Origin of the sequence: Variovorax boronicumulans, assembly GCF_009811375.1 — a bacterium.
GTDB classification, from domain to species: domain Bacteria; phylum Pseudomonadota; class Gammaproteobacteria; order Burkholderiales; family Burkholderiaceae_C; genus Variovorax; species Variovorax boronicumulans.
Map to the genome: position 1 here is coordinate 526,777 of NZ_BKDH01000001.1, position 12,537 is coordinate 539,313.

The following is a 12,537-nucleotide window of genomic DNA, read 5'->3' on the forward strand; positions in this document are numbered from 1 at the left end:
CATCACATCATTCGGGTTTGGTGCGGCTGCCTTCGCCGAGTACTTTTTCCATCAGGACCACGTCGCGCCAGGCGTCGAACTTCCAGCCGCAGTCTTTCAGCACGCCCACGTGCGTGAAGCCCTGGCTGCGGTGCACGCCGACCGAGCCGGCGTTGGCCGAATCGCCGATCACCGCGATCAGCTTGCGCACGCCGACCGCTTCGGCCGCCTGCGAAAGCGCCGCCAGCAGCTGTGCGCCCACGCCCTTGCCGCGCGCGGCCTCGGACATGTAGATCGAGTCTTCGGCCGAAAACCGGTAGGCCGGGCGGGGCTTGAACCAGTTGCAGTAGGCAAAACCCAACACTTCGCCGTTTTCTTCGGCCACGAGGTAGGGCAGGTTCTTGCCCAGCACGTCGGCGCGCCGGGCGGCCATGTCGGCCTCGGACGGAGGCTCGGTTTCGAAGGTGCCGGTGCCGTGCAGCACGTGGTGGGCATAGATGGCCGTGATGGCTGCGATGTCTTCGTCGCGGCTGGGGCGGAGGGTGAGGGTCATGCGGGTGGGGCAGGCGGCGCGGGGCCGGAATTCGGAGAAAAACCCGGGTCGGGCTATAATCGTGGGCTTTTCAGCGTGCGCTGGCCGGGTGGCCATGTCGCGTGTCTCGACGCTGGAAGAACATCGTGAGCGGGCCTCTTTCTATTTGAACTGGCTCGCTGACCACCCAAGGATAAATCATGGTCGTCATTCGACTCTCCCGCGGCGGCTCCAAAGGCCGTCCGTTCTTCAACATCGTCGTGTCGGACAAGCGCGTTCGCCGCGATGGCCGTTTCATCGAGCGCCTGGGTTTCTACAACCCGACCGCCAAGGAAAACGAAGAAAGCATCCGCATCGCCCAGGACCGCCTCGCGTACTGGAAGAGCGTCGGTGCCCAGGCTTCGCCCACGGTGCTGCGCCTGATCAAGCAAGCCGCTGCCGCGGCCCCCAAGGCGGCCGCCTAAGCCGCCCCGCACGGCGATGCTGCCCACACTCGAAGCCGCCGAACTGCCGGCGGATGCGATCGAGGTCGGACGCATCGCCGATGCCTGGGGCATCAAGGGCTGGTTCAAAGTCCTGCCCCACAGCGCCCAACCCGAGGCGCTTTTTTCTTCCAAGCGCTGGTTCCTGCAGGCTCCCGGAGCCTCCACGCCCGCCGCTTTCCGGCTCGCGGTCCGCGAAGCCAAAGAACATTCCGACTGCATCGTCGCCTCGTCCGAGGACGTGCCCGACCGCAATGCGGCCGAGGCGCTGCGCGGCGCGCGCGTGTTCGTGCCGCGCTCGAGCTTCCCGACCGCCGGTGACGACGAGTACTACTGGGTGGACCTGATCGGCCTGTCGGTCGTCAACCGCGAAGGTGTCGTGCTCGGTGCGGTGCGCGAACTGCTCGCCACCGGCCCGCAGACCACGCTGGTGCTGACGGCCGAAGAAGACGGCAAGACCATCGAGCGCATGGTGCCGTTCGTCTCGGTCTTCGTCGACAAGGTCGACCTGCCCGGCCGCCTCATCACGGTCGACTGGCAACCCGAGTTCTGACCCGGGCCGCGCGCGCATGCGCTTCGACGTCCTCACGCTTTTTCCAGAACTGTTCGCGCCCTTCATGGCCAGCGGCGTGACGCGTCGCGCCTACGAATCGAAGCAGGTCGAGGTCGTGCTGTGGAATCCGCGCGATTTCGCGCAGGGCAACTACAAGCGCGTGGACGACCGCCCCTTCGGCGGCGGGCCCGGCATGGTGATGATGGCCGAGCCCCTGGCGGCCTGCCTCGATGCCGCGCTGGCGGTCCGTGGCGCACCGGCGCCGGTGGTGCTGTTCTCGCCCATCGGCGAGGCGCTGCGCCACGAGGCCGTCGAGCGCTGGTCGGCGAGCGAGGGTGCGGTGCTGGTCTGCGGACGCTACGAAGGCATCGACCAGCGCTTCATCGATGCGCGTGTCACCCACCAGGTCAGCCTCGGCGACTTCGTGCTGTCGGGCGGCGAGATCGCGGCCATGGCGCTGCTCGACGCCGTGGCCCGCCTGCAGCCAGGCGTGCTGGGCGACGAGGCCAGCCATGTGCAGGACAGCTTCAACCCGGCGCTCGACGGCCTGCTCGACTGCCCGCACTACACACGGCCCGAGCAGTGGAACGGGCAGGGCGTTCCGGCGCCGCTGCTCTCGGGCCACCATGCGCAGATCGAGCGCTGGCGGCGCGACCAGCGCCTGGCCATCACGGCCGCGCGGCGCCCCGAGCTGATCGATGCCGCCCGGGCGGCAGGCAAGCTCAACAAGGCCGATGAGGTCGCGCTGAAAAAAAAGCTATAATCCGCGGTTCCCCGATCCTCTGTCCGGCCGCGCCCGGTTTCTTGGTGGTTCTTCCGCCAAAGCCCACGGCGCCTTTAGTGCAGCCCGAAACGATCGATATCCAGGAAATCATGAACCTCATCCAGACCCTCGAGCAGGAAGAAATTTCCCGTCTCGGCAAGACCATCCCCGATTTCATGCCCGGTGACACGGTCATCGTCAGCGTGAACGTCGTCGAAGGCAGCCGCAAGCGCGTGCAGGCCTACGAAGGCGTCGTGATCGCCAAGCGCAACCGTGGCCTCAACAGCGGCTTCACCGTGCGCAAGATCTCCAGCGGCGAAGGCGTGGAGCGTACGTTCCAGACCTACAGCCCGCTGATCGCCGGCATCGAAGTCAAGCGCCGCGGCGACGTGCGCCGTGCCAAGCTGTACTACCTGCGCGAGCGCAGCGGTCGTTCGGCACGCATCAAGGAAAAGCTGCCGGGCAAGTCGCAGAAGGCTGCGTCGGCCGCTTAATCAGCCGCCGTCCTTTCTGCTCAAAAAGCCGCCGCTCTGGCGGCTTTTTGCGTTGGCGCTGCGCTTCAAGACAGTTTTCCATTTTTACGCTCTACTCCTTTCATTCCGCCACAGGCCGCATCCTCTCTTGACCTCCTCCACTTCCGCCCCCACGTCCTCCGCTGTCGTCGAACCCGTCAATGCCGTGGTGCCGCCCGCGTTGCTGCAGATCGACCCGCGCCAGGCGCCCTTCGTGGACGGAAGCGATGGTCTGCCGGCAGTGGCGCCGGCGCAGCTGACGGCAACGGCCCTGCGCGCGCGCTTCGCCTCGCCGCCCGTGTGGACGCCCGAGTTGCGCCGCGAGCCCCGCATGACCGACCGGGTGCCGGCCCAGGCCGCCGTGCTGGTGCCGATCGTGCAGCGCCCGCAAGGCGCGACCGTGCTGCTCACCGAGCGCACCACGCACCTGTCGACCCACTCGGGGCAGGTGGCCTTTCCCGGCGGGCGCGTCGACCCCGAGGACGCCAACATTCAGGCCGCCGCGCTGCGCGAAGCCTGGGAAGAGGTGGGCCTGTCGGCGCAGTTCATCGAGGTGCTCGGCACCTTGCCGACCTACACGACCGTCACGTCGTTTGTCGTGACCCCGGTGGTCGCGCTGGTGCAGCCCGACTTCGTGCTCGACATCAATCCGTTCGAAGTGGCCGAGGCCTTCGAGGTGCCGCTGGCCTGGCTGATGGACCCGGCCAACCACCGCCGCCACGCGGTCAGCGCCACCGATGGGGTCCGACGCGAGTGGTACTCGATGCCGTACGTCGATGGCCCGCACGAGCGCTTCGTCTGGGGCGCCACCGCGGGCATGCTGCGCAACCTCTACCGTTTCCTCGCCGCCTGAGCCGGATCGGGCGCCACCTGGGGTCAAAACCTTCAGGTGCTCTCGCTATCATCGAAGGATGAGCTTCTTTGCCATCCTGTGCGCGTTGCTGATCGAGCAGGTGCGGCCGCTGGGCCCGCACAACCCCGTGTACGGCGGCGTCCTGGCGTGGACGCGCTGGACCAGCCGCAATTTCGATGCGGGTAAGCCGCACCACGGATGGATCGCCTGGGGGCTCGCGGTGTTCGTGCCCACGCTCCTGTCGCTGGGCGTGCACTGGCTGCTGGTGCTCACGCTGGGCCTGCCCTTCGCCGTGCTGTGGAGCGTCGCGGTGCTCTACATGACGCTGGGTTTTCGCCAATTCAGCCATCACTTCACCGACATCCGCGACGCGCTCGACGAGGGCGACGAGCCGCTCGCGCGCTCGCTGCTGGCGCACTGGCAGGGCGTCGATGCCGCCGAGCTGCCGCGCAGCGAAATCGTGCGCCACGTGATCGAGCATTCGGTCATTGCGGCGCACCGGCATGTCTTCGGCGTGCTGGCCTGGTTCTCGGTGCTCGCCGCTCTCGGCCTGGGGCCGGCAGGCGCGGTGTTCTATCGCATGAGCGAGTTCGTCGCGCGCTACTGGGCCCACAAGAACGGCGCGCCGGTGCAGCCTTCGAGCGTGGCGGTGCAGGATGCCGCCGAGCGTGCCTGGCATGCCGTCGACTGGCTGCCCGCGCGCATCACGGCGCTCGGCTTCGCCGTGGTCGGCAGCTTCGAAGAGGCCATCGACTGCTGGCGCAACGATGCGCGGCGCTTTCCCAACGAGAACGATGGCGTGATCCTCGCGGCCACGTCCGGCGCGGTGAACGTGCGTCTGGGCGGCGGCTCGCTGAGCCCGATCCCGGTGGCCGATCCGCTGCCGCGCGCGCAGGCCGGCGAGTCGCCGAGCGTCGGGCGGCGCCTGGACAGTGGCAGCACGCCGGGGCGCGAGCCCGAGCCCGGCCACCTGCGCAGCGTGGTCGGCCTGGTCTGGCGCTCGGTCGTGATGTGGATGGTGCTGCTGGCCTTGCTCACGCTCGCGCGGCTGCTGGGCTGAGGCCATGACCACCCCGCCCGCACCGGCCTTCTGGAGCCCGCGCGTCGGCGCGCTCGAGCCCTACGTGCCCGGCGAGCAGCCGCGCATTGCCAACCTCGTCAAGCTCAACACCAACGAGAACCCGTACCCGCCATCGCCGGACGCCATCGCGGCGATCCAGCGCGCGGCGGCCGACGGCCTCGAACGCTACCCCGACCCCACGTCGCTCGCGCTGCGCGAAGCCGTGGCACGCCGCCACGGCCTGCAGGTCGGCGAAGTGTTCGCGGGCAACGGCTCGGACGAGGTGCTCGCGCACGCGTTCTTCGCCTTCTTCCAGCAGGCGCAGCCGCTGCTGATGCCCGATGTGAGCTACAGCTTCTACAAGGTCTATGCCCAGCTCTACGGCATCGCCTGCGAGCAGCTGCCGGTCGATGAGGGCCTGCGCATCGACATCGATGCCTTCGCAGCGCGCGCACGGCAGGGCTGCGGCGGCATCGTCATCGCCAACCCGAACGCGCCGACCGGCATCGGCCAGCCGCTGGCGCGCATCGAGCAGCTGCTGGCGGCGTGCCCGGATCGCGTCGTGCTGGTCGACGAGGCGTATGTCGATTTCGGCGGCGAGAGCGCGCTGTCGCTGATCAGTCGGTATCCGAACCTGCTCGTGGTGCAGACGCTGTCCAAGTCGCGCTCGCTGGCCGGGCTGCGCGTCGGTTTCGCCTGCGGGCAGGCGCACCTGATCGACGCGCTCGTGCGGGTCAAGGACAGCTTCAATTCGTACCCGATCGACCGGCTGGCGTCCGCCGGCGCCGTGGCCTCGCTCGACGACGAGGCGTGGTTTCGCAAGACACGCGACCAGGTCGTCGACACGCGCGAAGGCCTGACTCTGCAGCTCGAGGACCTGGGCTTCGAGGTGCTGCCGTCGCAGGCCAACTTCGTGTTCGCGCGCCATCCGCAGCGCGATGCGGCCGAGCTGGCTGCACTGTTGCGCGAGCGCGCGGTGCTGGTGCGGCATTTCAGGCAGCCGCGCATCGCGCAGTACCTGCGCATCAGCATCGGCACGCGGGACCAGTGCAGCGCGCTCGTGCAGTGCCTGCAGGACATCCTGGCCTGACCTCCCGAGGCAAGTCCATGTCGACCCTTCATGCCGATCCGCGCGCTGTTGCCTGCACATCGTTCTGGCAAGTCTTGAGCGACAGGCTCGAGAGCCTGCATGCCTTGTCGGGACACGCGCTGGTGGAGGCGCTGAACGCGCTGCTGCAGCCCTTCTTTCCGAACCTGGCCGCCGAAGTGCTGGGCGACCCGCCGGCTTTCACGCTCGTGCTGACGGCGCATGGCGCCGAAGACGATTTCGAAGACCTCATGGCCCTGGTGCACAGCGCGCCCGCGTTGCCCCAGGTCGAGGTGGAGGCCTTCCGGCAGCGCATGCGCGAAGGTTTCAGCATGCGCATGAACGACTTCGAACTGGCCAGCGCGGACGTTCTCGTGAAGCACGAGCCTTACAGGGGGCGGGTGGCGCTGGAGATCGGCTTTGCCAAGCCCATTCCGATGGACATGCAGGACCACGCGCGCCACATGAGCCTGATCATGCTCGACCACATCCTGGGCGAGTACGACTTCGCCGTGAAGGTCGGGCCGGTCGATCACGTCGAGGCCGATGCGCAAGCGGATTTCGATGGTGTGCCGCTCGATGACTTCGTGCCTCTGTTCGACGCATGCTGGCGCGAGGACCTGGGCCACACCGGCGTGTTTCCCGCGGGCGAGCACGGCTGGTCCGGCCTGACTGCCACGCGCACTGCTGAGGACGGCCGCGAGGTCGAGGCGGTCGTGATGCGAAACGACGCCGCGAATGCGCTGCTCGGGCGTGCCGACCTGGGTCATCGGCTCTCGGCCGCCATCCCCGTCGAATCGGGCGAGGAACTGGACGAGGCCCGTGTCTATGAAGACCGGCTGACCGCGCTGCTGCAGACGCACGGCGAAGGCTGCTGCACGCACATCGTGCTGGAGGCGGGCGTTCGCACCGTGCACTTCCATGTGGCCGATCCGCAGGCGGCCATTGCGCATGCGCAATCGGTTCAGGAAGCGCTGGAGTTGCCGGTGACGCTGGACCTGGCCTTCGACCCGACCTGGAAGTCGTACCGCACCTGGCTGGCCTGAGCGCGGCCGGGCCCTCGGTGCGGCGTCAGTAGCGCGTCTGGCTCAGCTCGGCGAACAGCTCACCGTAGATCTTGTAGCGCGAGGCGCTGATCGGACCGGGCTGCGTCGCTGTTTCGACGTTCGAGATCACGCCGCAGCCGGGCTCGTGCAGGTGGGTGCAGTTGTAGAACTTGCAGTCGCCCGTGTGCTCGGCGATGTCGGGCATGAGGCCGGCGAGCTGCATCGGCTCGATGTGGTTCAGGCCGAATTCCTGGAAGCCCGGCGAGTCGATGAGGCCCGTGGTGCGGGCCTCGTCGATCCAGTACCAGGTGGTGCTGGTGGTCGTGTGCTTGCCCGAGTTGAGGGCTTGCGAAATCTCTTGTGTCAGCACGCTCGCGCCGGGCACCAGCAGGTTGGTGAGCGTGCTCTTGCCCGAGCCCGACGGGCCGAGCACCAGCGTCGACTTGCCCTCCAGCAGTTTCATCAGCGAGGCGTAGTCCGCTTCGCCGGAAGCCTTGAGCGACAGCGGCAGCACGCCGTGGTGCATGCGGCGGTAGGGCGCCAGCTTGGCCCAGGCGCGCGCAAAGGGTTCGACGAGGTCGCTCTTGTTGAGCGCGATGATGGGCGTGATGCGCTCGGCCTCGGCCGCGATCAGCGCGCGCGCCAGCTGGTGTTCGGAAAACTCCGGCTCGGCCGCGATCAGGATCAGCACATGGTCGAGGTTGGCCGCGAACGACTTGGTGCGGATCTCGTCCTGCCGGTAGAAGAGGTTGCGGCGCGGCAGCACCTCTTCGATGGTGCCTTCGTCTTCGGTGGCCTGCCAGCGCACGCGGTCGCCGACCACGGCCTGGCTCTTCTTGCCGCGCGGGTGGCAGATCAGCCGCTCGCCCGTGGGCGTTTCGACGAGGCAGTGACGCCCGTGGCTGGCGACGACGAGGCCGTCGTGGTGCGCCTTCCCCGTGTTGTGCGCAGCGGGGGTGAAGGCGGCGCGGCCCGGCTTAGCCACAGGCGCGTGTCCTCATGCGGCGGGGCTCGCGACCAGCGCGTCGGCTTGTCGTGCGCAGTCGAAGTCGGTGATTGAGAGGCCGTTCACATCGTGCGTGTTGAAGCGCACCACGCAGCGGTTGTAGTGCACCGACAGGTCGGGGTGGTGGTCCTGCGTGTGGGCCACCATGGCCAGCGCGTTCACGAAGGCGATGGTCTCGAAGTAGTTCGCGAAGGTGAAGGTCTTCTCGATCGCGACATCGGCGCCGTCGCCGGTGAGCTTCCAGCCGTCGAGCTGGGCTAGGCCCGAGACGATCTCGGTGGCGCTCAGGGCCTTGCGGGGCGGAAGGTTCTTCCAGTCCTTGGGTTTGAACATGCTGCTCATGAGGGGCTTCGCTGAAAAGGTGGTTCGAGGGTCACGCCGCGGCCATGCGCGCAAGGCGCTCGGAGGCGGGGGGATGGGAGTAGTAGAACTTGACGAACACCGGGTCGGGCGTGAGCGTCGAGGCGTTGTCCTGGTAGAGCTTGAGCAGGGCGGCCGACAAGTCGGCGCCGCTGGTCTGCGCCACGGCGTAGGCGTCGGCCTCGAACTCGTGCTTGCGCGACAGGCGCGCCGGCAGCGGGGCGACGAAGAAGCTGAACACCGGCACGGCCAGCATGAACAGCAGCAGCGCCAGCGCGTTGTTGGGCGCCGCGGGCGACAGGTTGGGCTGCACGCCCAGGCCGGCGTAGAACCAGACCTGGGTCGAGACCCAGCCCAGGAGCGCAAAGCCGGCCAGGCTCAGCGCGAACATCGCGACCAGCCGCTTCACGATGTGGCGGTGCTTGAAGTGGCCGAGTTCGTGCGCGAGCACGGCCTCGACTTCGCCGGCGTTGAGCTGGCGCAGCAGCGTGTCGTAGAACACCACGCGCTTGCTGGCGCCGAAGCCGGTGAAGTAGGCATTGGCGTGCGCGCTGCGCGTGCTGCCGTCCATCACGAACAGGCCCTTGGCCGCGAAGCCGCAGCGCTTCATGAGCGCCGTGACGCGCGCCTTGAGCGTCGGGTCGTCCAGCGGCTTGAACTTGTTGAACAGCGGCGCGATGAAGGTCGGGTAGATCAGCATCAGCAGCAGGTTGAAGCCCATCCACGCGCCCCAGGCCCAGAGCCACCAGAGCGTGCCGGCCGCGCCCATGAGCCACAGGATGAGCGCCGCGATCGGCAGCCCGATCAGCGCGCCGAGCAGCGTCGACTTGACGGCGTCGGTGAGCCAGAGCTTCCAGGTCATCTTGTTGAAGCCGAAGCGCTCCTCGAGCCGGAAGGTCTGCCACAGCGTGAACGGCAGCTCCAGCAGGCCGCCGATGAGCGCAAAGGCCGCCAGCAGCGCCAGTTGCTGCACCATGCCGCCGCCCAGCCACACCAGCAGCAGCTTGTTCAGCAGGTCGAGCCCGCCGAGCAGCGTCCAGCCCAGCAGCAGGGCGGCGCCCCAGGCCATTTCGACGAGCCCGAAGCGCGCCTTGGCGATGGTGTAGTCGGCGGCCTTCTGGTGCGCGGCGAGCGTGATGGTCTGTGCAAAAGCTTCCGGCACGGCGCCGCGGTGACGTGCCACGTGGCGCACTTGGCGGGTGGCCAGCCAGAACTTCACGAGCAGGCCCGCCACGAGCGCCGCCGCGAAGGCAAGGGTGAAGATGAGCGAATAAGACATCATGAAGCGGCGAGTTTAGTCCGCGGTATGTCGGGGTGCAGGCCTTCGACGACAATCCTGCGATGCCCGAATCCCTTGACCCGACGCCCCCCGCAACCGTCCCCGCCCTGAAGAAAAGCGACCAGAACCTGGTCTGGCTCGACTGCGAAATGAGTGGCCTCGACCCCGAGAAAGAGCGCCTGCTCGAGATCGCCGTGGTCGTCACCGGCCCCGACCTCACGCCCCGCATCGACGGCCCCGTGCTCGTCATTCACCAGAGCGACGCCGTGCTCGACGCCATGGACGCCTGGAACAAGGGCACCCACGGCCGCAGCGGCCTGATTGACAAGGTCAAGGCCTCCACGCTGGACGAAGCCGCGGCCGAGCAGCAACTGCTCGAATTCATCGCCAAGTACATCCCCAGGAGCGGCTCGCCCATGTGCGGCAACACCATCGGGCAGGACCGGCGCTTCCTGGTCAAGTTCATGCCCAAGCTCGAGGCGTACTTCCACTACCGCAACCTCGACGTCAGCACCCTCAAGGAGCTGGCCAAGCGCTGGAAGCCCGCGGCCTACACCGCCTTCAAGAAGCAGCAGGCGCACACCGCGCTGGCCGACGTGCACGAGTCCATCGAGGAGCTCGCGCACTACCGGGAAACCTTCCTGCGCTTGGTGGATTGACAACAATTAGGTAAAAACCCGAAGCCGTGCCATAATCGCAGGCTTCGCTGATTTGAACGCGTCTTTGGACACAGATCAGCGTCTCTCGCATCTCCCTATCTTGCACACCGCGCCCGATCGCATTCGCTGATCAAAAAGGGCCGCAGCCTCCGACGAAAGCCGGAAGTTGAATGTCGTTGGATGGTTGATGTTTTTAACCACCAACGGGGCGCCGCCTACGGCAGCGCTCGCGTTTGAGATTGATATTCATGACCGACGCTTTTGAAGCGCAGGGCGAACTCGCGCCTGTGCAATCCGCTACCCATAACGAATTCACCGCTGTCGCGGAAACCGTGTCCGAGGCTCCGATCCTCGACGCACTGGACGCCGCAGCCCCCGAGGCCGCCGAAGCCGAAGCGCCTGCCGCGCCCAACGGTTTCATCAAGCTGGGCCTCGCCCCCGAACTGATCGCCGCCGTGGCCGACATGGGTTTCACCCAGCCGACCACCGTGCAGGAAAAGGTCGTGCCGATCGCCATGGGCGAAGCCGGTTCGGCCCGTTTCGTCGACCTGATGGTGTCGAGCCAGACCGGCTCGGGCAAGACCGCCGCCTTCCTGCTGCCCGTGCTGCACACGCTGATCAAGCGCCAAGCCGAGGCCGAAGCCGAAGCCAAGGCCGAGTTCCAGCGCTTGGCCGCTGAAGCCGCTGCCCGTGGCGAAGCGCCGCTCAAGAAGCCCAAGCGCAAGGACCCGACCAACGCCCGTCATTTCAAGGCCGCCACCCCCGGCGCCCTGATCCTGTGCCCGACGCGCGAACTCGCGCAGCAGGTTGCACACGACGCCATCGAACTGGTGCGTCATTGCCGCGGCCTGCGCGTTGCCAACGTGGTGGGCGGCATGCCTTACCAGCTGCAGATCGCCAAGCTGCAGAACGCCGACCTCGTGGTCGCCACGCCGGGCCGTCTGCTCGACCTGCAGCGCTCGCAGCAGCTCAAGCTCGACCAAGTCAAGTTCCTCGTCGTCGACGAAGCCGACCGCATGCTCGACCTCGGCTTTGCCGACGACCTGGCTGAAGTCAACCAGCTCACCATCGAGCGCCAGCAGACCATGATGTTCAGCGCCACCTTCGCGCCGCGCATCCAGCAGCTGGCCCAGCGCGTCATGCGCGAGCCGCAGCGCATCACCATCGACAGCCCGCAAGAGAAGCACGCCAACATCAAGCAGTCGCTGTACTGGGCCGACAACAGCCAGCACAAGCGCAAGCTGCTCGACCACTGGCTGCGCGACACCAGCATCAACCAGGCGATCGTGTTCGCCAGCACGCAAGTCGAATGCGACGGCCTCGCCAACGACCTGCAGCAAGAAGGCTTCAGCGCCGTCGCGCTGCACGGCGCCCTGAGCCAGGGCCTGCGCAACCGCCGCCTGATGGCACTGCGCCAGGGCCAGGTGCAGATCCTGGTGGCCACCGACGTTGCCGCCCGCGGCATCGACGTGCCGACCATCACCCACGTCTTCAACTTCGGCCTGCCGATGAAGGCCGAGGACTACACCCACCGCATCGGCCGTACCGGCCGTGCCGGCCGCGATGGCCTGGCCATCACGTTCGCCGAGTTCCGCGATCGCCGCAAGATCATGGACATCGAGCACTACAGCCGCCAGCAGTTCAAGGCGGAAGTGGTTGCCGGCCTCGAGCCGCAACAGCGCATGCCGCAATCGCGTCCCCCGATGGGCGAGTACCGCGGCGGCCGCGGCGACAACTTCTCGCGCGATCGCAAGTTCGGCAACGGCGGTGCGGGCGGCGGCGGTGGCTACCGCGGCAACAACAACGGTGGCGGCTATGCCGGCGCCAGCGGCTTCAACGACCGCAATTCGCGCGGCCCGGCCCAGGGCCAAGGCCCGCGCGGCTTCCAGGGCGGCCAGAACGCCGGCTTCGGCGGCGGCCGTGACGAAGGCGGCAATGGCGGCGGCTACGGTCGCAAGCCGGGCTGGGGCGACAGCGCCCCGCGCGGCGGCCACGGCCATGGCGGCGGTCGCGGCGACGGCGGTTTCGCACCCCGTGAAGGCTTTGCACCCCGCGAAGGTTTCGCACCGCGCGGCAACGGCGCCGGCCACGGTGGCCCGGGCAAGGTGTTCGTGCCCCGCGACGCGCAAAAGCGCGCGTTCAAGCCCAGCCGCTGATCGCCCCCGCAAGCGGCCCTGAAAAGGGCTGCTTCCCCCCAAAAAGCCCGCGCTTCTCACGAACGCGGGCTTTTTCGTTGTCGGGTTTCCGAGCAGTCCGGCGCCCATGAAGTTGGTTGACACCTGAATCGATGAAAAGTAATGTAATGGCGCATTGCTTCTCCCCGGTCCGTTCGCGGCTGCCGGTTCATCGACACCTGTTCTCGACTT

Annotated in this window: 14 protein-coding genes; 10 read left to right on the forward strand and 4 right to left on the reverse strand. The window is 67.5% G+C overall.

All coding sequences use genetic code 11. The annotated features are described in order from the left end of the window. Positions 1-7 precede the first annotated feature (7 nt). The gene (locus tag VHAB30_RS02455; protein ID WP_062475081.1) at positions 8-532 is read right to left on the reverse strand and encodes a GNAT family N-acetyltransferase; all 525 of its coding nucleotides are present in this window, start codon (positions 530-532) and stop codon (positions 8-10) included. Between the two features lie 179 nt (positions 533-711). On the opposite strand from VHAB30_RS02455, the gene rpsP reads away from it, so the two are divergent. The 8 genes from rpsP (at position 712) to VHAB30_RS02495 (ending at position 6,867) form a co-directional block, all read left to right on the forward strand. Continuing rightward, positions 712-975, forward strand: a complete 264-nt coding sequence (gene rpsP / locus VHAB30_RS02460; protein ID WP_007831311.1) for a 30S ribosomal protein S16 — start codon at positions 712-714, stop codon at positions 973-975. 16 nt (positions 976-991) lie between these two features. Continuing rightward, a complete protein-coding gene (gene rimM / locus VHAB30_RS02465; protein ID WP_159275690.1) occupies positions 992-1,546 on the forward strand; it encodes a ribosome maturation factor RimM in 555 nt (184 codons plus the stop codon). A 16-nt stretch (positions 1,547-1,562) separates the two neighbouring features. Beyond that, on the forward strand, positions 1,563-2,309 hold the full coding sequence (gene trmD / locus VHAB30_RS02470; protein ID WP_159275691.1) for a tRNA (guanosine(37)-N1)-methyltransferase TrmD: 747 nt from the start codon (positions 1,563-1,565) through the stop codon (positions 2,307-2,309). Between the two features lie 110 nt (positions 2,310-2,419). Then, on the forward strand, positions 2,420-2,803 hold the full coding sequence (rplS, locus tag VHAB30_RS02475) for a 50S ribosomal protein L19 (RefSeq protein WP_056572437.1): 384 nt from the start codon (positions 2,420-2,422) through the stop codon (positions 2,801-2,803). A gap of 127 nt (positions 2,804-2,930) precedes the next feature. Beyond that, positions 2,931-3,674 carry a CoA pyrophosphatase gene (locus tag VHAB30_RS02480; RefSeq protein ID WP_174250200.1) on the forward strand — a complete coding sequence of 248 codons (744 nt, stop codon included), beginning with the start codon at positions 2,931-2,933 and terminating at the stop codon, positions 3,672-3,674. A gap of 58 nt (positions 3,675-3,732) precedes the next feature. Next, positions 3,733-4,734, forward strand: coding sequence for a CobD/CbiB family protein (locus VHAB30_RS02485; protein ID WP_062475069.1), 1,002 nt, complete (start codon positions 3,733-3,735; stop codon positions 4,732-4,734). A gap of 4 nt (positions 4,735-4,738) precedes the next feature. Continuing rightward, entirely contained in the window at positions 4,739-5,824 is a 1,086-nt protein-coding gene (hisC, locus tag VHAB30_RS02490; RefSeq protein WP_159275692.1) for a histidinol-phosphate transaminase, read from the forward strand. A 17-nt stretch (positions 5,825-5,841) separates the two neighbouring features. Then, positions 5,842-6,867 (forward strand): hypothetical protein, encoded by a 1,026-nt coding sequence (locus VHAB30_RS02495; protein WP_159275693.1) that lies wholly within the window; start codon positions 5,842-5,844, stop codon positions 6,865-6,867. A 25-nt stretch (positions 6,868-6,892) separates the two neighbouring features. Here VHAB30_RS02495 and rsgA read toward each other — a convergent pair whose 3' ends face one another. The 3 genes from rsgA to VHAB30_RS02510 are packed head-to-tail and all read right to left on the reverse strand — an operon-like array spanning position 6,893 to position 9,512. Further along, the gene (gene rsgA / locus VHAB30_RS02500; RefSeq protein ID WP_159275694.1) at positions 6,893-7,852 is read right to left on the reverse strand and encodes a ribosome small subunit-dependent GTPase A; all 960 of its coding nucleotides are present in this window, start codon (positions 7,850-7,852) and stop codon (positions 6,893-6,895) included. A 12-nt stretch (positions 7,853-7,864) separates the two neighbouring features. Beyond that, a complete protein-coding gene (locus VHAB30_RS02505) occupies positions 7,865-8,215 on the reverse strand; it encodes a 4a-hydroxytetrahydrobiopterin dehydratase (RefSeq protein ID WP_095746391.1) in 351 nt (116 codons plus the stop codon). Positions 8,216-8,246: 31 nt separating this feature from the next. Next, positions 8,247-9,512 carry a M48 family metallopeptidase gene (locus tag VHAB30_RS02510; protein ID WP_159275695.1) on the reverse strand — a complete coding sequence of 422 codons (1,266 nt, stop codon included), beginning with the start codon at positions 9,510-9,512 and terminating at the stop codon, positions 8,247-8,249. Between the two features lie 62 nt (positions 9,513-9,574). On the opposite strand from VHAB30_RS02510, the gene orn reads away from it, so the two are divergent. Both orn and VHAB30_RS02520 read left to right on the forward strand, forming a co-directional pair. After that, on the forward strand, positions 9,575-10,171 hold the full coding sequence (gene orn / locus VHAB30_RS02515) for an oligoribonuclease (protein ID WP_159275696.1): 597 nt from the start codon (positions 9,575-9,577) through the stop codon (positions 10,169-10,171). Positions 10,172-10,419: 248 nt separating this feature from the next. Further along, positions 10,420-12,327 (forward strand): DEAD/DEAH box helicase, encoded by a 1,908-nt coding sequence (locus tag VHAB30_RS02520; protein WP_070062330.1) that lies wholly within the window; start codon positions 10,420-10,422, stop codon positions 12,325-12,327. Positions 12,328-12,537: the final 210 nt, after the last annotated feature.